The organism is Nonomuraea sp. NPDC059194 (assembly GCF_042754765.1).
In the GTDB taxonomy this organism is placed as follows: Bacteria; Actinomycetota; Actinomycetes; order Streptosporangiales; family Streptosporangiaceae; genus Nonomuraea.
In genome coordinates this window covers 107,469-130,165 of the sequence record NZ_JBHZBH010000019.1, presented here as the reverse complement: position 1 = coordinate 130,165, position 22,697 = coordinate 107,469, and the positions used below count along the sequence as shown (strand labels likewise).

23 protein-coding genes are annotated in these 22,697 nt (G+C 68.3%); 13 read left to right on the top strand and 10 right to left on the bottom strand.

Annotation, left to right across the window (positions count from 1 at the left end):
• Position 1 precedes the first annotated feature (1 nt).
• From ACFXJ8_RS23485 to ACFXJ8_RS23475, 3 genes are all read right to left on the bottom strand, one after another.
• The gene (locus ACFXJ8_RS23485) at positions 2–475 is read right to left on the bottom strand and encodes a GNAT family N-acetyltransferase (RefSeq protein WP_379646067.1); all 474 of its coding nucleotides are present in this window, start codon (positions 473–475) and stop codon (positions 2–4) included.
• Between the two features lie 961 nt (positions 476–1,436).
• Positions 1,437–2,282, bottom strand: a complete 846-nt coding sequence (locus tag ACFXJ8_RS23480) for a hypothetical protein (protein ID WP_379646066.1) — start codon at positions 2,280–2,282, stop codon at positions 1,437–1,439.
• A 481-nt stretch (positions 2,283–2,763) separates the two neighbouring features.
• Positions 2,764–2,988: a hypothetical protein gene (locus ACFXJ8_RS23475; RefSeq protein ID WP_379646065.1), complete on the bottom strand. Its 225-nt coding sequence runs from the start codon at positions 2,986–2,988 to the stop codon at positions 2,764–2,766.
• Between the two features lie 168 nt (positions 2,989–3,156).
• Here ACFXJ8_RS23475 and ACFXJ8_RS23470 point away from each other — a divergent pair, with 168 nt between their 5' ends.
• The 4 genes from ACFXJ8_RS23470 to ACFXJ8_RS23455 all read left to right on the top strand — a co-directional run bounded on the left by ACFXJ8_RS23470 (position 3,157) and on the right by ACFXJ8_RS23455 (position 8,166).
• The gene (locus tag ACFXJ8_RS23470; RefSeq protein WP_379646064.1) at positions 3,157–5,349 is read left to right on the top strand and encodes a hypothetical protein; all 2,193 of its coding nucleotides are present in this window, start codon (positions 3,157–3,159) and stop codon (positions 5,347–5,349) included.
• A gap of 325 nt (positions 5,350–5,674) precedes the next feature.
• Entirely contained in the window at positions 5,675–5,971 is a 297-nt protein-coding gene (locus ACFXJ8_RS23465; RefSeq protein WP_379646063.1) for a winged helix-turn-helix domain-containing protein, read from the top strand.
• 200 nt (positions 5,972–6,171) lie between these two features.
• Positions 6,172–6,528, top strand: a complete 357-nt coding sequence (locus tag ACFXJ8_RS23460; protein ID WP_379646101.1) for a transposase — start codon at positions 6,172–6,174, stop codon at positions 6,526–6,528.
• 492 nt (positions 6,529–7,020) lie between these two features.
• A complete protein-coding gene (locus ACFXJ8_RS23455; protein ID WP_379646062.1) occupies positions 7,021–8,166 on the top strand; it encodes a WD40 repeat domain-containing protein in 1,146 nt (381 codons plus the stop codon).
• Here the strand turns inward: ACFXJ8_RS23455 and ACFXJ8_RS23450 are convergent.
• The gene (locus tag ACFXJ8_RS23450) at positions 8,140–8,745 is read right to left on the bottom strand and encodes a TetR/AcrR family transcriptional regulator (RefSeq protein WP_379646061.1); all 606 of its coding nucleotides are present in this window, start codon (positions 8,743–8,745) and stop codon (positions 8,140–8,142) included. The two genes, ACFXJ8_RS23455 and ACFXJ8_RS23450, sit on opposite strands and share 27 nt — an antisense overlap.
• A gap of 74 nt (positions 8,746–8,819) precedes the next feature.
• On the opposite strand from ACFXJ8_RS23450, the gene ACFXJ8_RS23445 reads away from it, so the two are divergent.
• A complete protein-coding gene (locus tag ACFXJ8_RS23445; protein WP_379646060.1) occupies positions 8,820–9,227 on the top strand; it encodes a RidA family protein in 408 nt (135 codons plus the stop codon).
• Positions 9,228–9,542: 315 nt separating this feature from the next.
• On the opposite strand, the gene ACFXJ8_RS23440 is transcribed toward ACFXJ8_RS23445, so the two are convergent.
• From ACFXJ8_RS23440 to ACFXJ8_RS23430, 3 genes are all read right to left on the bottom strand, one after another.
• Entirely contained in the window at positions 9,543–10,361 is an 819-nt protein-coding gene (locus ACFXJ8_RS23440; RefSeq protein WP_379646059.1) for an oxidoreductase, read from the bottom strand.
• Positions 10,358–11,056 (bottom strand): TetR/AcrR family transcriptional regulator, encoded by a 699-nt coding sequence (locus tag ACFXJ8_RS23435; protein WP_379646058.1) that lies wholly within the window; start codon positions 11,054–11,056, stop codon positions 10,358–10,360. Before ACFXJ8_RS23435 ends, ACFXJ8_RS23440 begins: the two co-directional genes overlap by 4 nt.
• Before the next feature lie 64 nt (positions 11,057–11,120).
• The gene (locus ACFXJ8_RS23430; RefSeq protein WP_379646057.1) at positions 11,121–12,005 is read right to left on the bottom strand and encodes a LysR family transcriptional regulator; all 885 of its coding nucleotides are present in this window, start codon (positions 12,003–12,005) and stop codon (positions 11,121–11,123) included.
• Between the two features lie 73 nt (positions 12,006–12,078).
• On the opposite strand from ACFXJ8_RS23430, the gene ACFXJ8_RS23425 reads away from it, so the two are divergent.
• Together ACFXJ8_RS23425 and ACFXJ8_RS23420 are read left to right on the top strand one after the other, a co-directional pair.
• Positions 12,079–12,552, top strand: coding sequence for a hypothetical protein (locus tag ACFXJ8_RS23425; RefSeq protein WP_379646056.1), 474 nt, complete (start codon positions 12,079–12,081; stop codon positions 12,550–12,552).
• On the top strand, positions 12,545–14,140 hold the full coding sequence (locus ACFXJ8_RS23420) for a multicopper oxidase family protein (protein ID WP_379646055.1): 1,596 nt from the start codon (positions 12,545–12,547) through the stop codon (positions 14,138–14,140). Before ACFXJ8_RS23425 ends, ACFXJ8_RS23420 begins: the two co-directional genes overlap by 8 nt.
• On the opposite strand, the gene ACFXJ8_RS23415 is transcribed toward ACFXJ8_RS23420, so the two are convergent.
• Both ACFXJ8_RS23415 and ACFXJ8_RS23410 read right to left on the bottom strand, forming a co-directional pair.
• On the bottom strand, positions 14,133–14,855 hold the full coding sequence (locus ACFXJ8_RS23415) for a YdeI/OmpD-associated family protein (protein WP_379646054.1): 723 nt from the start codon (positions 14,853–14,855) through the stop codon (positions 14,133–14,135). The genes ACFXJ8_RS23420 and ACFXJ8_RS23415 overlap by 8 nt on opposite strands.
• 154 nt (positions 14,856–15,009) lie before the next feature.
• Complete coding sequence (locus ACFXJ8_RS23410; protein WP_379646053.1) at positions 15,010–15,423, bottom strand: VOC family protein; 414 nt, start codon at positions 15,421–15,423, stop codon at positions 15,010–15,012.
• Between the two features lie 129 nt (positions 15,424–15,552).
• Between ACFXJ8_RS23410 and ACFXJ8_RS23405 the strand changes: the two genes are divergently transcribed.
• The 4 genes from ACFXJ8_RS23405 (at position 15,553) to ACFXJ8_RS23390 (ending at position 19,333) form a co-directional block, all read left to right on the top strand.
• On the top strand, positions 15,553–16,425 hold the full coding sequence (locus ACFXJ8_RS23405; RefSeq protein ID WP_379646052.1) for a sigma-70 family RNA polymerase sigma factor: 873 nt from the start codon (positions 15,553–15,555) through the stop codon (positions 16,423–16,425).
• A 5-nt stretch (positions 16,426–16,430) separates the two neighbouring features.
• Positions 16,431–16,985 carry a VOC family protein gene (locus ACFXJ8_RS23400; RefSeq protein ID WP_379646051.1) on the top strand — a complete coding sequence of 185 codons (555 nt, stop codon included), beginning with the start codon at positions 16,431–16,433 and terminating at the stop codon, positions 16,983–16,985.
• 520 nt (positions 16,986–17,505) lie between these two features.
• Positions 17,506–17,868 (top strand): hypothetical protein, encoded by a 363-nt coding sequence (locus ACFXJ8_RS23395; RefSeq protein WP_379646050.1) that lies wholly within the window; start codon positions 17,506–17,508, stop codon positions 17,866–17,868.
• 70 nt (positions 17,869–17,938) lie between these two features.
• On the top strand, positions 17,939–19,333 hold the full coding sequence (locus ACFXJ8_RS23390) for a carboxylesterase/lipase family protein (RefSeq protein WP_379646049.1): 1,395 nt from the start codon (positions 17,939–17,941) through the stop codon (positions 19,331–19,333).
• On the opposite strand, the gene ACFXJ8_RS23385 is transcribed toward ACFXJ8_RS23390, so the two are convergent.
• On the bottom strand, positions 19,305–20,426 hold the full coding sequence (locus ACFXJ8_RS23385) for a PucR family transcriptional regulator (protein ID WP_379646048.1): 1,122 nt from the start codon (positions 20,424–20,426) through the stop codon (positions 19,305–19,307). The two genes, ACFXJ8_RS23390 and ACFXJ8_RS23385, sit on opposite strands and share 29 nt — an antisense overlap.
• 114 nt (positions 20,427–20,540) lie before the next feature.
• Here ACFXJ8_RS23385 and ACFXJ8_RS23380 point away from each other — a divergent pair, with 114 nt between their 5' ends.
• Positions 20,541–21,341: an alpha/beta hydrolase family protein gene (locus ACFXJ8_RS23380; RefSeq protein ID WP_379646047.1), complete on the top strand. Its 801-nt coding sequence runs from the start codon at positions 20,541–20,543 to the stop codon at positions 21,339–21,341.
• A gap of 74 nt (positions 21,342–21,415) precedes the next feature.
• Positions 21,416–22,696 carry an MFS transporter gene (locus ACFXJ8_RS23375; RefSeq protein ID WP_379646046.1) on the top strand — a complete coding sequence of 427 codons (1,281 nt, stop codon included), beginning with the start codon at positions 21,416–21,418 and terminating at the stop codon, positions 22,694–22,696.
• Position 22,697 lies beyond the last annotated feature (1 nt).

Below are 22,697 nucleotides of genomic sequence, written 5' to 3'. Positions count from 1 at the left end.
GTCAGAGGGTTCGCTGCCAGCGGACCTCGCCGTCCTGCCACTGGTCGGTGGGCTTCAAGCCGGCCGACCGGGCAACGGCGGCCGAGGCCGCATGGTCTGGGTGGATGTGTGCGGTGACGGTGTCGACATCCTGGCCGCCGAGCCACCCGACCAGGGCTTTGACAGACATGGCGCCCAGGCCCCGGCCCTGCCATGGAAGCCCGATCACCCACGCGATCTCGGCGGTCCGGCCCTCGATGGTGGCCTGCACGTAGCCGACCAGACGCTCTTCCGCGCGCAGCCAGATCACCCAGTTGCGCCAGCCGGACGGCCCGGCGACCAAGCGCTCGTAGCGAGCACGCAACTCCTGCGCTGTGAGAGGAGCACCGCCGATGAACTCGTGCAGCTCGGGGTCGGAGAGTACGGCTGCCATCTCCTCAGCGTGCTCCACGCGCAAGGGGACCAGCACGAGCGGAGGCGTTTCGATGGGGTCCACGTGAGCCCACGATATTCCACTGAACGTCATCCTCTTTGACTGCGGCATGGGAGACACGTGGATTGGACGTCCTGTTGGGGTGAGGCAGTCTGCTTCGTCAGCGACCTTGAGCTCTTGAGTCACAGCCCGGGACCGGTCGCATAGCCGCCGTGAGCACGCAGTCTCCTGCAGCGGGAGTCACCACTGTGGGCTGGATTACGGCGAAGGCGGGCTGCCCCCCTGACCCCGCGCGGCGGTCTCGATGTTCACGTTGGGGATGCGCCGTCCTCGGATGATGGCCACCGATGCCAGGGAGAGCAGGGGCCCGCCCCCGCCAATCGCTCCGGCGAACCCGGTCAGACTGACCTTGTCGTGCCGTACGGCGACGATCTTCTGGGCGGGGATGCCGCCGGGTCGCGATTGGTGAGCCTGCCGCGCCGGACCTCGTCGGACACGTCGAGAGACACACCGCGATTCCATCCAGTAGCGGCGCGGAGGGGCTGGCCAGGACCTCTCCAAGTGGGGACTGCCCGGTCAGCAGGAGATCGACGCCACGGTCCTGGTACTCCAGCGCGCGACGCACCCACATCTCGGTCATGCGATTGCGCCGCTGACGATCGGCGCCTTCCGGTACGCCGAGTTCGTCGAAGTCGTGCACGGCGACTTGCCGGAGCCGCTCGCCCGCGGAGTAGGCGAGCGTAGTCTTGCCCGAACAGGCCAGGTCGTCCGGGCCGAACGGCGGGTCAGGGTCGGGGCTTTCGGCCGGGCAGGGCGGCAGCACGACCAGCTCGCGGACGCGGCCGTCCCAGCGGATCCAGACGAACCGATCCGGCACGGGCAGGATCTGCACGTGCGCGACGTGGGCCCCCGGGTGGCCGGGCTGCAGCTCGCACTCGTACGCCGGCTTGCGGGCGTGGCCGCCGATCGTCCGACCCACATCGATGGATGGCCATCGTGATTCCACGATGGCCATCCATATGGACTATTCAAATGCGCAGGTCGCGTACGTTTTGACGCTCCAGTCTCGGCCGGTGACGCTCAGTTCGTTCGCGTAGCCCAAGGCCGTACCATTGGTCGGAATGAAGTAGGTGAGGACGGTCTCACCGGCGGCGCCGGGGATGGAGAATCCGGCGCTCAGCGTCTCCTTCCCGCTGGGACACGGCGCGATGGAGCCCTTGTCCTCTGAGTCCTCGTCACTTTCCTCGTACACGACCTGCAGGCCCGTCGGTGCGTTGTCGGCGCAGATCACGAATGCCCGGAGATAGTAGTTGCCGGCGTAACCTCGGTGGTTCTCCTTCGTCTCCACAAAGACGCTGTTCAACGTCGGGACGAGTCCGGTGACGCTCACGTTGCCTCGCGCGCCCTCCAACTGGTAACCCGAGCCGAGCAGCCAGTCGTCTTCTAGGCATTCGAGGGGCAAGGTCTTGGGATTGGGGTGCGACGTGGTGGCCACGGAACGGATGTAGGTGGTCCCGCGCGGGAAGCCGCACACGGCCCACACGGTGATCGTCCATGAAGCGGTCGTGCCATCCGGAGTCTCCACGCCATACGCGCTGACCGAGTAGGTGGTCGGGATCACCTCGTCGATAATGACGGATCCCCCCAGCCAGCCGGTGATCTCGGCCCCGGTGCCGATCACACGTTTGCCGTCCGGACAGGTGACTTCGGCACCCTTGTCGTTGGAGTTGCTGTCGCTGCTTTCGCTGACGATCACCCGTCCGGGAACTTCGGCCGACGACGGACCGGCCGTCACCGTCACGAAGCCGGCGACCAGCGCGAGAATAACCGACGCGGTCGCAGTCCGCCCGAGCTTGGTCGAGGCGTTCAATCTGACCTCTCCTTCTCAGGGAGTCGATACCACCTCCCCGACCATCGGAGAGGCCACCCCCTTCCTCCGCACTGTCATCCCTGACGGCACCCCGGAACCACGCCGATTTACCTGCTGGTTACCGGTCCTTATACATTCAACGATCGCGCCGAACCTGCTAGACCCGTTTTCCGCATATGAGGATCTTTGGGATTCTTCGGCGTGTCGGGTCGTGGGCGTGGTGGGCGGCAGCCTGCTGGCCGTGTGAGACAACCTGCGCGTTCGGTGTCCCGTAGCTGCTGGGGGGTTGCCGGTGGTGGCCGGTTTCTGTTCCGGCTCGGGATCCGTGACATCCTCTCCTACGGCAACCTCGCTCCCACCCGGTCGGCGGCTCGACGTCCGGTCTGGTCGACGTCGACGACGGCGGGGATGTCGGTCAGCGCCTGGGCGAGCCCGGCGGCCAGGGGAAAGGGGGCCTGGGCGGCGGGCGTGGTCCTCGGCTTCAGCGGCTCTCCTGATGGGCGCGGGCGGCCATCATCTGGATCAGCCAGGCGCGCTCGGCGTCCGCGTCGCCGTGGCTCTCCCCGGCCAGCGGGTGGGCGTCTTCCGGCTCGCTGGCCCACGCGGTCGGGGCGGGGGCGGTGTGGCGGTGCAGGACCTCGCGCTGGAAGATCTCCTCAGGCTCCACGGCACGCCGTACGGCCCGCAGGGCGCCGTTCCCGATCACGGCGGGGGAATGGGCCGCGGAGACGGCCACAGGAGCCGTAGTTCGCGAGCCATATTCGAGACGACCAAGGAGTGGTCTTCGCCCTCACTCCGCATTCCTGCAGGTCAAGCCTTCTGCTCGCATCTAGTAGCAGCCGCTCCCCTCAAGCAGGTGTCGTATGTTCGAATCATGCCGGGGCCCAGGTTCGACCTCATAAGATGGGCCCTTGACCAGCGGAAACGTGAGTCGAGGACTGCTTCGCTGTGGCAAGAGCTACTCGAAGCCGGATCCGTCGACAACGCCGTCGTCACCTACGCAGACGGTTCCGGAAGCATCCTCGCTCGGGTCGACTGGAATCCGGCGACACAGCGAGATCTGACCGAGCTGTTCAGAACATGCATCAACGAGCTCTGGGCAAGCCTCGACTCTCTCGTCGCCGAGACGGTCGAGACGTACAGCGTGCGCAAACGACCAAGACATCCTGATCGTCCCCGCTTTTTCCCGCTGGCGGACTCGCTGGACAACTTCCAAGCGCTCCTAGAGGAGTCATGCCTAGATGGCGTTCTACAGCCTCACTTCGCCATGATCCGCGATTGCCAACCCTTCCAGGGATCTTCAGAGGACCAACATGTCGATGACCTTCGCAGCGGGCTTCGTGACCTGCTGGCCTGGACTCATGCTCTAGAGGCGGACGCGCAGGTCGGTGCATGGGCGACTCCAGTAGAGCCGCAAGTCCTCATAGAGGAACCCCTGGAGTTGGAACACCTTGTCGTCTCCGCACCCGGCGAACTTATCGATGAGCGGGTGTTGGCGGAGTTCCGGCTACTCAACTACACCGTCGGTCTTCCGGTTTCAGCACAAGCTGGGACATACGTGGATCTCAGCTTCGCTGACGGATTCAGCCCTGGAGGAGTGGACGACACCTTCGATCGGCGCCTTAACGCAGTAATCGGCGTTGTGATCCGAATCGCTGCTTCATTCAGCTGGCTCTCCGCTCAAGTGCCTGGCTCCAGGCGCGTGCTGCTCGCTAACAACGCTTATGGAACGACGTGGAGGGATGCCACTCGTTCTATTCATCGCTGGGCCGAGGCTGACCTCGCAGGCGTTGCCGCTTCGGAGCTGGGGCTTGGAGTAGCGCCAGGAGTCGATGAGCTAACGCTGATTGTCGCAACGCCCGATGGCGTCTTTGAGCGGGTAGTCCCCAACGCAACACCGCTACGAGCTCACGATCGCCCCGGCCTGGCAGCAGAAGCTGCTGTGCAAGACGCCGCAGCCACATGGGGCCTCCCGGACTTCGTCATGCTTCCGAGCGTCGAACGCAAGGGAACAGGGATTCGGGAGATCAGCGACGGGTTGCTCGTAGTCGGCGATATCGGACTCATCGTGCAGATCAAAACCCGAGAGACGGAGCCAGGCACCACCGCTCGCGAAGTGTCATGGATTACGAAGCAAATCCATGCTGCCGTCAAGCAGGTGAATGGCACCGCGCGTCGGCTGGCCACCGACACGACCGAAATGGCGAACGGCCGAGGGCAGAGTATCCGTATCAGCGGCCCTACGATTCGTTGGGCCGGCGTCGTCATCATCGAACATCCCGACCCACCATCGAATTGCGAGATCCCACTCCTCGATAGCCGTATCCCAGCAGTAGTCCTCCTGCGACGAGACTGGGAGTTTCTTTTCGACCAACTCCGCTCCTCGCATGCCGTGGTCAGCTATCTGCACCGCGCTGGGACCCCCGCTCAACACCTGGGTGAGGAGCCGCAGCGTTACTACGAACTAGCCGCCGCCGATGCCGCCGCAAGTCCCGGCCCTATCGATCCCACCATTGCAGGACGTGGTAGGCCTTGGTCCGTTCCGCTGCTTCCAACGGCGCCAGCAGGTAGCGATGACGACGAAGCGCACGGCCTGGTGCGACTCATGCTCGAAGACATCGCAACTTCATGCATCGAGCCTGAATACCTGGAGGATCGCCAAAGGCTCCTTGCCTCGCTTGACAGTCTGCCCGTCGGCCACCGTACCGAGCTAGGACGCCTTCTATTCGAAGGTTTACAGCGAGCGCGCCGAGCGGAACCGGGCTCCACTTTTTGGCAGTTCCGAACCTTCCTGCTGGGCCAAAACCGCGACCAGCTTGGCTTTGGGGTTTGCTCTTCTCTCACCGAGACGACTAAATTGGCTTTTCAATCATGGCTCCTTCTACGTCACCACGAGCGAGGGATACATGAGAACCTATCTGAGCTGACATCGATCGGCGTACTACTCACGCCCCGAAACGACGGCCATAGAGACTGGGATACCACCATGACTGCTGTACATGGCGACCCTGGACTTACAGTAGAAGAAATTGGCCAGTATCAGGAACTTTGGAACAGGCCACATTAACGTAAACGATCGACAGCTATATCGAACTTAAATGGGTCTTGTCGGGTAGCTGACGAGCGTTGATCCGTACGGTATGACGAGCGTGTGCGATACGCGCAAGGCGGTGGGTTCAGCCCCCAGGAACAGCAGCGCCGGGAACGGATACGGCTGGAAGCGGCCGGGATGTTCGCACAAGGCGAGAAGAACACGGCGATCGCGCGTCGGCTGCGGGTCACCGAGCGGTCGGTGGAACGGTGGCGGCGTGCCTGGCGCGGGTGGCGCCCAGGCGCTGCACTCCAAAGGACCTCCATCCCTGCCCAAGGTCAGCGCTCAGCAGTTCGCCCGCTTGGAGATCGAGCTGGAGCGCGGACCGCTGGCGCATGGCTTCGCCGACCAGCGCTGGACGCTGATGCGGATCAAGACGTTGATCGGTCGCATGTTCCACATCGGCTACACGGTGCCGGGGGTGTGGCTGCTGCTGCGGCGTATCGGCTGGTCGGCCCAGCGGCCGGCACGGCGGGCGATCGAGCGCGACGAGGCCGCGATCGAGGTGTGGAAGAAGGAAGTCTGGCCGCAGGTGAAAGATCCACGGCGGCCAAGGACGCCTGGATCTGCTTCGAAGACGAAGCAGGCCAGGGACTGAGGCCGCCTCGCGCTCGTACCTGGGGCCGACGTGGGCAGACTCCCGTCGTACACGTGCGGGGCGGCGGCACCGGAAACGTCTCCATCGCCGAGATGGTCTGCTACAATCCCGGCGAACGCTCCCGGCTGATCTACCGATGACACCTCTACCGGGGCCGCAAGGACGAGTCCAAGACCTTCGCCTGGACCGACTATCGTGACCTGCTCATCGCCGCACATCAGCAGCTCGGCGCACCGATCGTCCTGGTGTGGGACAACCTGGGCCGGCACCTGGTGCCCGGAATGAAGGCATTCGCCGCCGAACACGCCGACTGGTTGACGATCTTCCAACTCCCCGCCTACGCACCTGATCTCAACCCCGCCGAGGGCATCTGGTCGCTGCTCAAGCGAGGCGTGCTGGCCAACCTCGTTGTGGCCTGCCTGCCCCAGCTTGTCCGGGTCGTCAAGCGCGGCCTGAAGAAGATCCAGTACCGGTCACACCTGATCGACGGCTGCCTCGCCGGGACCGGTCTGGCCTTGACCGCCACCAACACCAACCCACGTGACATCACGAATTAAGGATCAGTAGTACGGTTCCCATGCCCTCACGTGGTCACGAACGTTGAGGCGGCGACTTCGGCAAGCTGATGAGCACGTCGAGGTCGAGGTGTTCCTTGCAGAGGTACTTGAGCTGCTCGCACTCGATGATATCGATACGCCCATGACGAGCAGCGAAGTCACGACTGTCTTTACCTCTACCCATGAGGTGGTTACGAGGATGCTCTTCGTCGCGCGCATGTCTTCCATGACGCCGGCCAAAGCACGAACAGCCTCGAGCGACCGGCGAGGCCCCGTTCGGCGCGGACACCCTCCCGGCGATCATGCACCGGATCCTGACCGCCGACCCCGACGTCACCGTCCTGCCCGAGCCGCTCGCTGGACTGGCCGCCGTCTGACCTGGCCAAGGACCCGTCCACCCGCCCCACCGCCCGCTCCGTCCTGCTGATCCTGCTGGACCTCGACGCGGCGCACGAGCCCGGCCCCGACGAACTCCTCGCCACCGGCACGTCCATGGTCGCTCCCCCAGAGCCGCTGCAGACCGTCCCGGACCGGTTCCCAGAACCGGTCACCCAACGGTTCCCCGAAGCGGTCCCAGCGCCCGCGAAGCCCGTCCTTCGGCGGCGCGCCTTCCTGGTCGGCGCACTCGCGGCGGCCGGGACGGCCGTCGCGATACCCGTCCTGCTCCTCAGGTCGAACGCCGGCAAGGACTCCTTCAGGCGCCTCAATGGCCACACCGAGGACGTCCGGGCGGTGGTCTTCAGCCCGGACGGCCAGACGCTGGCCAGCGCCAGCGCCGACCACACCATCCGGCTCTGGGAGGCCGAGACCGGTCGACTCCGCGAGATCCTTACCGGTCACACCGACGACGTCCAGTCGGTGGCGTTCAGCCCGGGCAGCCTGAGCCTGGCCAGCGCCTCCTACGACAAGACCGTCCGGCTCTGGTGGACGTCCGGCGGCACCGCCGAGGCCACCCTGGCCGGCCACACCGGCCGGGTCGGATCAGTGGCGTTCAGCCCGGACGGAAGGCTCCTGGCCAGCGGCGGCCAGGCGGACCTGCCCCGGGGCGACGGCAGCGCGGCGCCCCACATCCGGCTCTGGGGCACCTCCACCCGCCGCACCGTCGCGACCCTGAGCACCCAGAAAGCGGCAGAGCACCCACCTGAGGCCTGCGTGGTGTTCAGCCCGGACGGCAGGACGCTGGCCGCCGCCGACGGCAGAAGCCGGGAGATCTGGCTGTGGGAGGTCGCCACCCGCCGCCCCATCGCCAAGTACCCCAGCCCCGCCACCGTGCGTCAGATGGTCTTCAGCCCGAACGGCAAGACCCTGGTCTCCGGCGGCACATCCGTCCAACTGTGGGATGTGGCCACCCTCAGCGCCACCACCCTCGCCGAGGGTAGCCAGATCCGGTCGGTGGCATTCAGCCCCGACGGCAAGACCGTCGCCGCCGGTGAATCCGACGGGGACGCTCACGTAGCGACGAATCCGCAGTTTCGGTCAGTTCACCTATCAGGCAATGTTCGCCCCCATATTGGGCCTCGTGGTGTTCTTCGCGAGCGCTTCCGAGTTGTTGTCATCGAGGCGAGACGTCCGTTGACGCCGTGTCGGAGAACTCGAAGCGGCGATCAGAGGTCAGGGGCACCAGCCGCGTTCGACTGACCGGCGGCATTGTTCGGGGTTGTCGCCTGCGCTGGTGAACAGGGCGGTCAGCAGCGGCACGCCATGGGCTAGCGACTGATGGGGCAGGGGGCCGGTGGCGACCAGTGATGCCAGTCCATGTCCGATGGTCCAGCTCTGCGTGGCCAGCTCCAGTGGGTCGATGTCGTCGCGAAAGCGGCCGGTGGCCGTGGCCCGTTCGACGGCCCGGACCAGATAGTGCAGCGTGTCGTCCGCGGCCGCGGCGTTCTCGAGTTCGAACCCGGCGTCGAACATGACCCGGTAGAGATCGGGACTGGCCAGGGCGTTGGACAGGTATGCGGCGCCGAGAGCGGCCAGATCCCGTACCGGATCCTTCGATGGCGTGACCGCGGCGAGGCGGGCGGCCAGGCGGGTGAAGCCTTCCTGCCGCATCGCTGTCCACAGGCCGTCCATGCCGCCGAAGTAGGTGTAGACGGCCATGGTCGACACGCCGGTTCCGGCCACCAGCGAGCGGAGCGTGACCGGCTGCCGAGCGGCGAGCATCTGCGCGGCTCGGTCGATGAGCAGGGAGCGGACCGCCGGGTCCTTCGTCCTCACCATGGCACCACAATACATAGCTTTGCTATGTTCTCGGTGAGTGCCGAACATGCTGTGCCGATGCGCAAGGAGCGGACATGACCGTGACGCTGGTCAACCCCGACGGGCTGCCGAAACCCGACGTCTACCGTCAGCTGTCGATCGCCACCGGATCGAAGATGGTGTTCCTGGCGGGCCAGGTGGCCCGCGATGCCCAGGGCCGACGAGTCGGTGAGGGGGATCTGGCCGCTCAGGTTGAGCAGGCTTACCTCAATATCGGCACCGCCCTGGCCGGGGTCGGCGGATCCTTCGATGATGTGGCCAAGCTGACCATCTACGTCGTCGACTGGACACCCGACAAGATGCCGCTGCTGGGCGAGGGGGTCGCTCGGGCGGCGGCCAAGCTGGGGGTCGACCCGGTCAAGCCGATCACACTGCTGGGCGTTGCGGCGCTGGGAGAACCCGATCTGCTGGTCGAGGTCGAGGCCACTGCCGTTATCGACTGAGTCGAGGCGCCTCAGACACGCCTGTCGGCCTGCCGGGTCGGCGGGCGTGATCACTTCAGAATGCGGGCATGGCTGAGCGAGTTCGCATACGCGAGATCCCGCCAAGTCCAAACCCGCCGAGCACGGCCTGCCGTTGTCCCGGTGGAGCCTGGCCAAGCTGACCGATTTCCTGGTCGCCGAGGGGGTGGTCGACGACATCAGCCATGAGGGCCTGCGCGAGCTGCTCCGTGCAGAGGGTGTCTCATTTCAAGCCGTAAAGACCTGGAAGTCCTCCTCCGATCCGGACTACGTGGTCAAGAAGGCCCGCATGGTGACCTACTCGGTGGCGTTCATGGCGAGCTTGTCCCACTCGCGGTCAGGCAGGGTCCGGTTGAGCTCCAGCAGCTTGTCGGCCATGAAGCCGACGGCGTACCGAGTCTCTGGCTCGTCGGCCTCGACGGCCTCGCGGATGACCGCGGCCACGACGCCGGGGTCCGAAGCCGGACTGTCCGCGCCGAGTTGCGTCTCGCTCTTGCGCGCCATGGCCTCGGCCATCGCGCTGTAGGCGGTACCGCCGGAGATCTCTCGCAGGTCGTGCGCGGTGTGGTCTTCGAACTCGGTCTTGATGATGCCGGGCTGGATGATCACCACGTCGATGCCGAACGGCTTGACCTCCAGGCGCAGCGTGTCGGAGTATGCCTCCAGCGCGTGCTTGGAGGCGTAGTACCAGCAGCCGAGCGGCAGCGCGATCTCGCCGCCGATGGACGAGACGTTGACGATCGTGCCCGACCCCTTCTCGCGCATGTACGGCAGGACCAGCTGGACCAGTCTGGCCGGGGCGACAACGTTGACCTCGAACTGGTCGCGCGCCATGTCGAGGGGGACGTCCTCGGCGGCGCCGTGCAGCACGGTGCCCGCGTTGTTGATCAGGATGTCGATCCGGCCCTGCTCGGCCACGATGGTGTCGACGACGCGCTCCAGATCCTCTGGTTCGCGCATGTCGAGCGGGAGGACCCGCCCGCCGGCCGCACGGATCGACGCCATGTGTCCGGTACGGCGGGCCGCGCCGTACACGATGTGCCCGGCGCGCAGCAGCTCCAGCGCGGTGGCCTTGCCGATCCCTGACGACGCCCCGGTGACGAGGATTACCTTCATGATCGAACCTCCATATCGGTGCCCGGCGAGACTTCGTTGAACTCGGATCTGGCACTCGTGAGCAGGTTGAGGAGGATCGCCTTGCCTGCGGCGAGATCGGCGCCTTTGGCAGGGGGCAGGGTGCATTCGATCATCTTCTCCAGCACCGCCAGCACCGTGGCCGAGGGCGGGACGTCACCGTCATCCGGTTCCTGGAACGTGCGCCGGATGGCGGGTGTCAGGGCGTCGAGGATGTAGGCCGCCGCCCGCACGTCGACGTCGCGGTGGACGGCTCCCGCCGCCTGCATCGCGCGCAGGAAGTCGTGGCTTCTGCTGATCTCCGGCAGCCGCTCGAAGACACTCCCTCGCTTGCGCAGGTACTTGCCGAAGACGTCCTCGGCTCGGGCGACGATGGCGGCCGCCAGCGGCAGCGTCTTGAGTGCCCCCATCATGGCCCGGTAGACGCTCGCCACACTGCCGGCCCGGGGGTCGGCCTCCAGGTGCTCGCGCCAGGCGTCGGCGTAGCGGCGCAGCTGGTCGTGCACGACGGCCTCGACAAGCTCGTCCTTGCTCTTGAAGACCAGGTACACCAGCCCGCGGTGGAGGGTTACGGCGTCGGCCACGTCCCCCATCGTCAGCTTGTTGTAGCCGATCCGCAGGAGCAGCTCCGCCGTCGCGTCGAGGATCGTCCGCTTGCGTTCTCGATCTTCGCCCATGATTGTCAGTTTGACGTATCTCGACAAATTGTCAAAGCATGGCCCGGCGCGGCTCGCCCCGTTGTCATTCGGCTGCGGTGGTCCACGACCAGCTGGTGAGGGTGGCGCGCATGAGCCGGGCGGCGGTGGACAGGCGAGCGTCGGCGGCCTGGTGCAGGGTGAGCGTGCGGCGACAGGCGGGGTCGTCGATGCCGATCCACGCGACGGGCGCGCGCGTCCTGGCGTGACGGGCCATCTCGGGGATGAGCGTGAGGCCGATGCCGGCGCTGACGAGGTCGGCGGTGGCGGCGGCTTCGTCGCCTTCGCAGACGATGCGCGGGGTGAGGTTGTTGCCCGTGAAGAGCTGGTCGAGCAGGCGGCGCTGCCAGTGGCCTGGCCGGGTAGTGACGAACGGCTCGTCACGCAGTTCCCTGACCGTGACCGAGGAGCGGGAGGCGAGCCTGTGACCGGGTGGGGCGGCCAGCCAGACGGGCTCGTCGTGCAGGTGGACGCTGTCCAGGCCATCCTCCGGGATCGGCTGGGATGCGAGGCACAGGTCGACTTCCCTGGCGTGGAGGGCGCGGTGCATGTCGGCGGAGGGCATCTGGCGCAGTTCGACGTCGATGTCGGGGTGAGCGTGCTTGTAGGCCGCGAGCAGGTCGGTGATGGTCAGGAAGGTCTCCGAGGCCAGGCGCACAGTGCCGATGCCCTCGCGGGCGGCTTCGGCCACGGCGCGTCGCCCGGCGTCGAGCTCGCCGAGGCAACGTTCGACGTGTTCGCGGAAGAGCCGGCCCGCCTCGTTCAGCCGAAGGCGGCCGGCCCGGTCGAACAGGGGCGTGCCGAGTTCGGACTCCAGGCGCGCGATGGTGCGGCTCAGTGACGGCTGCGCGACGCGGAGCTCGTCGGCCGCGCGGCTGAGGTGCTCCAGGCGGGCCACCACGAGAAACTGTTTCAGCGCATGCAGATCCATAACCTCAGCAACATAACACCATAGCAATATCGGTCTTTGACTCCATAACACGCGAAACATGACGCTAGTTCGCGTGACTACCACCGACACCCCACCATCAGTGACACAACGGCCACCGGCCACGAGCGTCAGCGGCTGGCTGCTCCGGGCGACCGTGACCGCGCACACCATCGCGGCGTTCGGGCAGCCGGCGTTCGCGGGCGTCTACCTGAGCGGGAACATCCACGGCCTGAGCTGGCACGCCCGCACCGCCGACGTCGTGTCCTACCTCAGCGTCCTGCAGGTCGTGGTCGCCATCGTGGTCTCGTCGCGAACGCGCCGCCGGTGGCCGGCTGTCACGTCGGTGCTGATCCTGGCGGCCGAGTTCGGGCAGTACGCGGTGGGCATGTCCGGCACGCTGTGGGTGCACATCCCGCTGGGCGTGACGATCATCGCCGTGCTCGCCGTCCTGTTCGTCGTGGTCTGGGCCCGGCCCCTGCCTTACGGCGTCGCGAGGGGCCGCATCAAGCGCGCGAGCGTGCAGAACCGGGCAGGCGCCGATGTCTGAACGGCCGAGCTCCGAGTTCACCCGGCGCCGGGTTTTCGGGCTCGGCGGCGCGCTCGGGCTGATCGCGGCCGGTGGGCTCTCGCTATCCGGCGGCCTGGCGCACAAGCCGGCCAGCACCGGTGGCCAGTTGCTCAGCGACGCGCCGTTGCCGCAGCCGTACACGGTGCCGCTGCCGGTCCCTGGCGTCCTGAGGCCGGTCAGCACAGCCATGGGCACCGACCGATACGAGATCACCCAGCGGACGGTGACCGCGGAGATCCTGCCGGGCGTGAGGACACCGCTGTGGACCTACAACGGAACGTTCCCCGGACCGACGATCGAGTCCCGGCGCGCGCGACCTGTCACGGTGCTGCACCGCAACGAACTGCCGGTGCCGACCGTGGTGCACCTGCACGGCGGTCGCACCCCGGCCGCGTCCGACGGCTATCCGACCGACCTGGTCGTCCCGGACGGATGGTCCGAGGTCATGCACAACCACAGCGGTGCGCACATGATGCACGATCCGCACGCGGTGACCAGCCGGGTGACGCGCGAGTACACCTTCCCGCTGGATCAGCGCGCCGCGCTGCTGTGGTACCACGATCACCGGATGGACTTCACCGCACCGGCGATCTGGCGTGGCCTGGCCGGGATGCACATCGTCCGTGACGACGTCGAGGACGCCCTCGACCTGCCCCGCGGCGAGCGCGAGCTGGCACTGATGATCGCCGACCGGGCGTTCGCCGCCGACGGCTCCATGATCTACCCGGCGCTCGACCCGACGCTGCGCGGTCGGGCCGGGGTGAGCGAGCCTTATTCGGCCGGCGTGCTCGGCGACGTGATCCTGGTCAACGGCGCGCCGTGGCCCGTCCACGAGGTCGATGCCGTCCGATACCGGTTGCGGCTGCTCAACGCGTCCAACGCCCGCCACTACGAGCTCGAGGCCGTCACCGACGACGGCCGTCGCCTCGATCTCGTGCAGGTCGGCGCCGACCAGGGCCTGCTCGCCGCCCCCGTCACCCATGCTTCGCTGCCGATCGCGCCGGCGGAACGTTACGACGTGATCATCGATTTCGCGGACCTGCCGGTCGGCAGCCGGGTGCGCCTGCTGAACCGGCTCGGCAGCGGGCGCACCCGGGATGTCATTGCCTTCCGCGTCGCGCGCACGTCCCGAGACGACAGCCGCGTCCCCACGGTGCTCGCTCACGATCTCCCCAGGTGGCGGCGTTCGGATGCGAAAGTGGTCCGCGAGTTCTCCTTCCGCGCCGGACACATGCAGCACGGCCGCGGCTGGGTCATCGGCGGTCAGCCGTTCGATCCATCGCGCACCGACGTCAGCACACGGCTCGGCACCGTCGAAGTGTGGCGGTTCGTCGCCGACGTACACCACCCGATCCACCTCCACCTGGTCGGCTTCCAGGTGCTCTCCCGCGGCGGGCGCCCGCCGCTGCCGCACGATGCCGGGCTGAAAGACACCGTGTCGCTACGGCCGGGCGAGTCGGCGGAGATCATCACCCGCTTCGACGGGTACCGCGGCCGCTACCTCTTCCACTGCCACAACGCCGAACACGAGGACATGGGCATGATGGCCAACCTCGAAATCATCTGACACCCCCTCTCACCAGCAAAGACGAACGGAACCGCACACCATGCGAACCGGCGACGGCATCGTCGTCATCGGCGCCGGCCTCACCGCGGCCAAGACCACCGAGGCCCTGCGCCTCACCCACGGCTACGACGGCCCCATCACCCTCATCGGCGACGAACCTCACCGGCCCTACCAGCGGCCGGTTCTGTCGAAGGGATACCTGCTCGTCACCACCGAGGCGGCGGAACTCGACGTGCTCGCAGCCGACCCGGAGCACGTGCGCGCAAGGCGGCGTCCCCCGGCAGCCCCGCAGGGTGGAGATGGCCTTCTCGATACGCCGCTGGCGTGTCTCGGGCTTCTTCGCGCTCTCGATGGCGCGCACGTGCTCGCGCTTGTGGCTGTACGCAAGATTGTCGTACGCGGCGCGGGCGACGGGGTCGTCGTCCAGGGCTCGGGCGAAGTCCGCGGGCTCGACAACAACGCGCGGCTCGGTGTCGAGCTTCAGTTCGACCTCGACCTCGTCGCCGATCGCGACACCCGCAGCCTGCCGGTTGGCGTTGCTGAGACCGAGCAGGTGGCGGCCTCGCATGAGGGCGACCCGGCTCTTCCAGGAATGCCCGTTGACTGTGATCGTCACTGGCGGCCGCGCGCCCCCGCCGAGCGCTGCTACCACCTCGGGCGGAACTTCCAGCCCCCGCATGGGCTCGGGTGGCTCGACGTAGGCCCAAAACTTCATGATCTTCTCCCGCTGTCTTGCCGGCTCACCGCGGATCCAGCCCGCCCTGCTCCGATCGCCGCTCCCACTTCCCGCACCGGGGCCATAGCCGTGTCCGGGACGGCTGCGGCACGCGCCCCGCCGTCCCGGACGGCTGTGAGACAAGAGATCGCGGCTACTCCGCGTAGGGCTGGTCCGTTCCTCGGGCGCTGTAGCCGAGACTCCAGATGTAGCCGTCCGGGTCGGCGAAGGTGCCGCCGTACCCGCCCCACGGCAGAGCACCGGCGGGCTTGAGGATCTTGGCGCCGGCCTTCTGGGCCTCCGCCATGATCTCGTCGACCCGCGCCTCACTGCGGACGACGTAGGTCAGAACCAGCCCGCTGAAGCCGCTGCCTTCCGGGCTCGTGCCCACCTGGTCGGCCAGACCCTCGCGACCGTAAAAGCCGACGGGCGAGGCGCCGTCCGATTCGAAGAACACCGAGATGCCGTAGTCGTTCTTGATCTTCCAGCCGAGCCCCTCGGTGTAGAACTGCTTTGCCCGGTCCATGTCCCGGACGCCGAGAAGGATCGAGCTGACGTGCGCTTGCATGCCGTACTCCTTGCGCTTGAGGTGTATACGTGCCGGCCGGCCGGACCTCCGGGCCAGGGCCCGGCTGTCACATCGGCGCGTGTTCGCCGGTCAATCGGTATGACAGGCCCGGACGGAGGAATGTGACAGATGGTCGAGCAGGACTGGCTGAGAGAACGGTTCGCCGAGCACCAGAGCCGCTTGCACGCGGTGGCCTACCGGATGCTCGGCTCCCCGACCGAGGCCGAGGACGCGGTGCAGGAGGCCTGGCTGCGGGTCAGCCGCGCCGAAACCGGCCAGGTGGAGAACCCGGCCGGCTGGCTGACCACCATCGTCGCCCGGGTCTGCCTGAACATGCTCGAGGCACGCCGGGCCCGGCGCGAGGAGTCGGCCGGGGCGCTGCCGCCCGAGCCGACCGCATCGCACCCGAGCACCCACCCGGTCGGCCAGGCCACCCCCGAGGACGAGACGCTACTGGCCGATTCGGTCGGTGTCGCGCTGATGGTGGTGCTGGACACGCTGACTCCCGCCGAGCGGCTCGCGTTTGTCCTGCACGACGTCTTCGCCGTGTCGTTCGCCGAGATCGGCGCCATCATCGACCGCTCCCCGGCGGCGGCCCGGCAACTCGCCAGCCGGGCCCGGCGCCAGGTGCAAGGAACGGCCGACGCGTCCGATGCCGCGCGATCGGCGAAGCGGGAAATCGTCGAGGCATTCCTCGCCGCGGCCCGAGGCGGAGACTTCACCGCCCTGCTCGAGCTGCTCGATCCGGACGCCGTGGCCATAGAGATCCGCGGCGCCGACGCGGTGGCCGCCTTCTTCGCCGGACGGGCTCAGGCCGCCCGGCTCGCCCTGGTCGACGGCGTCCCGGCGGCCGTCTGGTCACACCGCGGCCGACCGAAGGCCGTCATCACGTTCATCATCCACGACGAGAAGATCACCCGCATCGCCATCGACACCAACCCCGACCGGCTCCACGACTTCGACATCGTCTACCTCTCCGCCAGCGACAACGAGCGGCGTTGACCGGCATGGATCTCAAACTCTCGTCCTGCACTCTCGCCGTCCACGACCTCGCCGAGGCGCTCGCCTTCTACCGTGACGTACTCGGCTTCGAGGTACGCGACGACCTCGAATCCGAAGGAACGCGGCGGGTGCACGTCGGCCCGCCGGCGCAACCGGACATGCGGATCTTCCTCGAAGCGCCCAGCACGGACCCGGGAGTCCCCCCGGCCGACCGGCAGGCAATCGAGGACCTGATGACCAACGGCCGGCTGGGCCGTCTCGGCTTCATGACCGACAACTGCGACGCCACCTTCGAGCACATCGAGGCCGCGGGCGCCGAAGTGATGCAAGAACCGATCAACCAGCCCGACGGCGTCCGCGACTGCGCCTTCCTCGATCCCTCCGGCAACATGCTGCGATTCACCCAGCCGCGGCAGGCAGGTCCCGCTCGCGGCAGACACATGCCGCGAGGAGCCACCAGGCGCCCTGAACGCGCGCCCGGGATGCCGTGGTCTGGGGAGCAGGTACGACGCAGCGGTCGCCAAGGCGTCCGGCACACCGAAGCTGGGACAAGCCGATGACCAGCGAACTCGGCGGCGTCTCCCCCATCATTGTCGTACCCGGCGAGTGGTCCACAGCCGACCTGCGCTTTCAGGCCGAGCACGTGGCACCCAGCGCCTGCACAACAGCGGCTGTAACTGCATCGCCGGGCAGATCGTCATCCTCAGCTCCGACTGGCCCCAGAAGCACGATTTCCTCGCTGCCCTCCGCCAGGCGCTGGCCGATGCGCCCGCCCGGCCTGGTACCCCGGCTGCGAGGCTCGGGTCCAGTCCGCTCGCACGCTCCACCCGACCGCCGAAAAGGTCGGAGGCACGCCGGAGCGCACGCTGCTGACCGGCCTGGATCTCACCGACGCGAACGAGTCCGCGTTCTCGACCGAGTACTTCGGGCCGGTGCTCGGGGTCGCGGAGCTGCCCGGCACCGGCGTCGAGTTCCTCGACGCCGCGGTCGCGGCCGCCAACGACCGGCTCCACGGAACCCTGGGCGACCAACCTCATCGCGCATCCGGAAACGATCGAAGCACTCGGCGGCCGGCTCCGCGTGGCGGTCGCCGACCTGCGCTACGGCACCATCGGGGTCAACGCCTGGACCGCCGTCGGCTACCTCACCCCCCGCGCCACCTGGGGCGCCTTTCCCGGACACACCCTCGCGGACGTGCAAAGCGGGATCGGCGTCGTCCACAACGCCTTGCTGCTGGACCACACCGAGCGCACCGTCGTCACGGGTCCCTTCCGCCCGGCACCACGCTCGGTACTGCACGGCGAGATGACCATCTCCCCCAAGCCACCCTGGTTCGTCACCAACACGACCGCGGCCCGCACCGGCAGACTCCTCACCGAGTTCGCCGCGCGTCCGCGGTGGCGGGCGCTGCCCGCCATCGTCGCATCCGCCGTGCGCGGTTGAAACGCATCGCAACCATCCACAACACGTGCCTGGCATTGTTTCCGACCGATCGATCGGTAGGATTCGAGCCGTGGACATCATCGCGGTCACCCGGCACGGCAAGGTGCGTGGCCTACTCCAGGACGGGATCCCGGTCTTCCGCGGCATCCCCTACGCGGCGGCTCCCTTCGGAGCCGAGCGCTTCCGCACCCCCGCGCCCGTGCGGCCCTGGGAGGGGGTCCGTGACGCGCTGGAGTTCGGGCCGACCGCACCCAAGCGTCCCTACCGGCCGCCGCTCGACCGGCTCATCCCCGAGGAGCAGATCCCCGGCGACGAGTGCCTCAACCTGAACGTCTGGACCCCGGGCGTGGACGACGGCGCCCGCCCGGTGATGGTCTGGATCCACGGCGGCTCCCTGCGCAACGGCTCGTCGAGCCTGGCGTTGTACGACGGGCACGCCTTCGCCCGCGACGGCGTGGTGCTGGTCTCGATCAACTACCGGCTCGGGGTGGAGGGCTTCGGCGTCTTCCCGGACGCGCCGGACAACCGCGGCCTGCTCGACCAGATCGCCGCGCTGGAATGGGTGCGCGACAACATCGCGGCCTTCGGCGGCGACCCGGGCAACGTCACCGTGTTCGGCGAGTCGGCGGGGGCGATCAGCATCGGCGCGCTGCTCACCAGCCCGCGGACGAAGGGGCTGTTCCACCGGGCGATCATGCAGAGCGGACCCCCGCACACGGCCATGCGCGAGGAGGCCGCGAAGATCGTGAAGCTGATGGCGGCCAGGCTGGGCGTGCCCGCCACGGCCGAGGCGTTCGCCGCGATCGACCGCGAGCGGCTGCTGGACGCCCAGGTCGAGGTCGTCGGCAAGGCCAACCCGATCACCGGCGGCCCCGGTTTCCACATCGTGGCCGAGCCCGACGCCGACCCGGTCGAGGTCGATCTCCTCATCGGCGCCAACCGGGAGGAGTACCGCCTCTGGTTCGTCCCCACCGGCGCCGTGGATCGGGTCAGCCGCCTGACCCTGCGCCTGGCCCTGCTGAAGTTCCGCATCCCCGCCCGGGTCGCCCGGCTCTACCGGTCGAGCCGCCCCGGTGCCAAGCCCGGCGAGATCCTCGGCGAGATGGCCACCGACCTGCTCCTGCGCGGCCCGCTCAACCGCCTGGCCGACTCCGTGGAGCGGGCCTACGTCTACGAGTTCGCCTGGCGCTCCCCGGTCATGGACCTGGGCTCCTGCCACGGCCTGGAGATCGGCTTCGTCTTCGACAATCTCCGGCACTGCCGCGAGCTGGCCGGCGACGACGCCCCGCAGGAGGTGGCCGACGCCATGCACCGGGCCTGGGTCGCCTTCGCCACGACCGGGGACCCGGGCTGGCAGCGGTGGGATTCCTCCCGGCCCGTCATGGTCTTCGACTCGCCGGACTCCGGCGTCGTGCGTGCCCCCAGGGACGAGGAGCTCAGGGTCTGGCTAGATCGCGGACGGTGACCGCCGCTTCCAGCAGCCGCGCCTGCGCGGGCACCGCCAGGTCCAGTCCGGTCAGCATGCTCACCCGCTGCAGCCGGTAGTCCAGCGTGTTGCGGTGGATGTGCAGGTCGAGCGCGGTCTGGCGGCGGTTGTGCCCCCGGTTGACGAACGCACGCAACGTCTCCAGCAAATGGGGATGGCCGTCGAGCGGCGCCAGCTTGGCGGCCAGCCGTACCAGACCTGCGCCTGGCCGCGCGAGCTGGTGCTCCAGCAGGACGTCGTCGAAACGGTAGAGGCCCGGCGGCCGCTCCAGCCTGCGCACCAGTTCCAGCACCTCGCGGGCCTCCCGCGCCGCCTCCGGGATGCCCGCAGGCTCCCCCGCCAGGGCCGCGGCGGCGAGCACGGGCCGCCCCACGACCTCGGCCAGCCTGCTCGCGAGCGGCTCCAGCGCGCACCCATCGGGCAGCAGCGCGACCCCGTCGACGTGGTCCATCAGCACCAGCGTCCCGGTGTGCGCGTCCATCGCCGACTGCACGAGCCGGACCGGCGGCGCGGGCTGCCCGAAGTCGAAGAGCACCACCTCGTGCGCCTGGCCCACCTCCACGCCCGCCGCCTCGGCGAGGCTCTCGTACGGCTGGCCGCCCAGCAGCGCTCCGATGAGCGCCCGCCGTACCCGCTTGTCCTCGCTCCTGTTGTCCTCCTGCGCCTGCTGGTGCGCCAGGGCGACGGCGGGCATCGCCGTACGCAGGCAGCCGAGCAGCCGCCCACCGGCCGCGGCCAGTTCGCCGGGCTCGGCCACCTCGGCCAGCGCCTGCCACCAGACCTCGGCGCCGATGAGGTAGGCGGTCACCGCCGCCTCCAGCGGCAGCCGCTCCTCGGCCCGGCGCGCCGACCACTCGATGATGCGAGTGAGATCGGCCGGTCCCACCGCGTCGGGCCTGCGGAGCGTGCGCAGCAGGATCGCCAGGACGGCCGAGACCGAACGGGTCACCTCGCCGCTCAAGGTCTCGGGCGGCAGCTCCCGGTAGAACGGGATCTCGGCGGCGCACCGGGCGACCACCGCGGAGGTGAGCTCCCGCACCCTCGGGGCCATCCGGCTGTGCAGGTCGGACATCCCGGGATCGTCACATTGCCCAAACCGCACCGTCAATTCTTGCCCCAAGTGCGGAAAGACGGCGGCCCCCGGCTTAACCAGGATGCGATCAAGACCCCCAGCCAGGAGGCCGCCTTGTTCCGACGCCTGCTCGTCCCCCTGCTCCTCACCCTCGCCCTCGGTACGGCTCCCGCCCGTGCCGAGACCACGAACTGGGGCGCAGCCGGCCCCTACGCCACCGCCGTAGAGGTCGGCGCGGTCAACACCCTCTATTACCCCCGTGACATCGCCCAGAGCGACCGCCGCCATCCGGTGATCGTCTGGGGCAACGGCACGGGCGGTGCCCCGCTCGTCTACCGCGACCTGCTCCTGCAGTGGGCCAGCCACGGCTTCATCGTCTCGGCCGCCAACACCCCGATGTCGAACCTCGGCATCTCCATGCGTGCCGGGATCGACGCCCTGTCCCAGCGCGACGCCGACCCGTCGAGCATCTTCTTCGGCAAGGTCGACCTGACGCGCATCGGCGCCTCGGGTCACTCCCAGGGCGGCGCGGCCGCCATCGTCGTCGGCGCCGACGCCCGCGTCGACAGCATCCTGCCCATCCAGCCCGGCCCTCTTGCCGACATCGACGCCGTCCACGGCCCCGCCTTCCTGATGGCCGGCCAGTACGACTCCATCGTCTGGCCCTGGATGGTCAAGGCCTTCTACGACGACGCGGAGCACATCCCGGCGATCTACGGCGAGGTGCGCGGCGCCGACCACTTCACCGTCGTCGGCGACCCCGGCCCGTTCGCCGCACCCACCACGGCCTGGTGGCGCTTCCAGCTCATGGACGACCCCGAGGCTCGCGCCCTGTTCTACGGCCCGGACTGCGGCATCTGCGTCGACCGATCCACCTGGTCGGAGGTTCGCCGCAACGCCCTCGTCCCCCGCTGAAAGGGCCTTCCTACCGATCGATCGGTCGGCTACGCTCTGCCTACCGATCGATCGCTCGGAAGGGACCCCCCGCCATGACCGTCGAAAGCCGGCCCAGACCCGCCCTCCTGCGGGTGACCATCGGCAGCTTCGTGGGCACCGTCATCGAGCAGTACGACTTCCTGCTCTACGGCTTCATGACCGCCCTGGTCTTCAACACGCTCTTCTTCCCCAGCTCCGACCCGACCGTCGGCACCCTCGTCGCCTTCGCCGGCTTCGCGATCGGCTTCGTCGCCCGCCCCATCGGCGCGATCGTCGCCGGCCACTACGGCGACCGCATCGGCCGCAAGTCCATGCTCGTCATGACCCTCCTGGTCGCGGGCCTGGCCACCACCGCGATGGGCCTGCTCCCCACCTACGCCACGATCGGCATCTGGGCGCCGGTGCTCCTCATCACCCTCCGGATAGTCCAGGGCTTCTCCTATGGCGGCGAGGTCACCGGCGCGGTGCTCATGACCACCGAGTTCGCGCCCCGGCACCGCCGCGGCTACATCGGCAGCTTCGTCCCCACCGCCGGACCCGCCGGCCTGCTGCTGGCAACGATCGCGATCATGGCCGTCGCCGGCATGGACAGGGCCGACTTCCTCTCGTACGGCTGGCGCATTCCCTTCCTGGTCTCAGCCGTGCTCGTGCTCGTCGGCCTGGCAATCCGCGCCACCGCCCCGGAGAGCCCCGCCTTCACCGAGACCAGGACCCGCCACTCCGCACCCATCCTGGAGGTCTTCCGCCGCCACACCCGCACCGTCCTGCTCGGCGTGGGCACCGGCTTCGGGTTCTACGTCGTCTTCTACGTGCTGCTCGTCTTCGCCGGCTCCTACCTGACCACCCAGCTCAAGCTCCCTGCCCAGGTGCCGCTGATCGCGGTCGCCATCGGCTCGATCATGGTGATCGTCCTCGGCCCGCTCTGCGGCAGCCTCTCCGACCGCTTCGGCCGCCGTCCAATGATCGTGACCGGCTCCGCCCTGAGCGCCCTGTTCAGCTTCGCCTTCTTCACCCTGCTCGGCACGGGCAGCACCCCGCTGATCTACCTCGCCTACGCGCTGGCCTTCGGCTTCATGACCATCATGTACGCGCCGCTGATCACCTTCATCGCCGAGCAGTTCCCCACCGCCGTGCGCTTCAGCGGAGCCTCGGTCGCCGGCCAGATCGGCGCCGTCCTCGGCGGCGGCCTGGCCCCGCTGATCGCCACCGCCCTGCTGCTCACCGCCTCCGGCATCTGGGCGGTCGCCGCCTACGTCTGCGCCTCGCTGCTGGTCTCCCTCGCTTCCGCTCTGGCGCTCAAGGAGACCAACCAGAGCGACATCACGGCAGAATGAG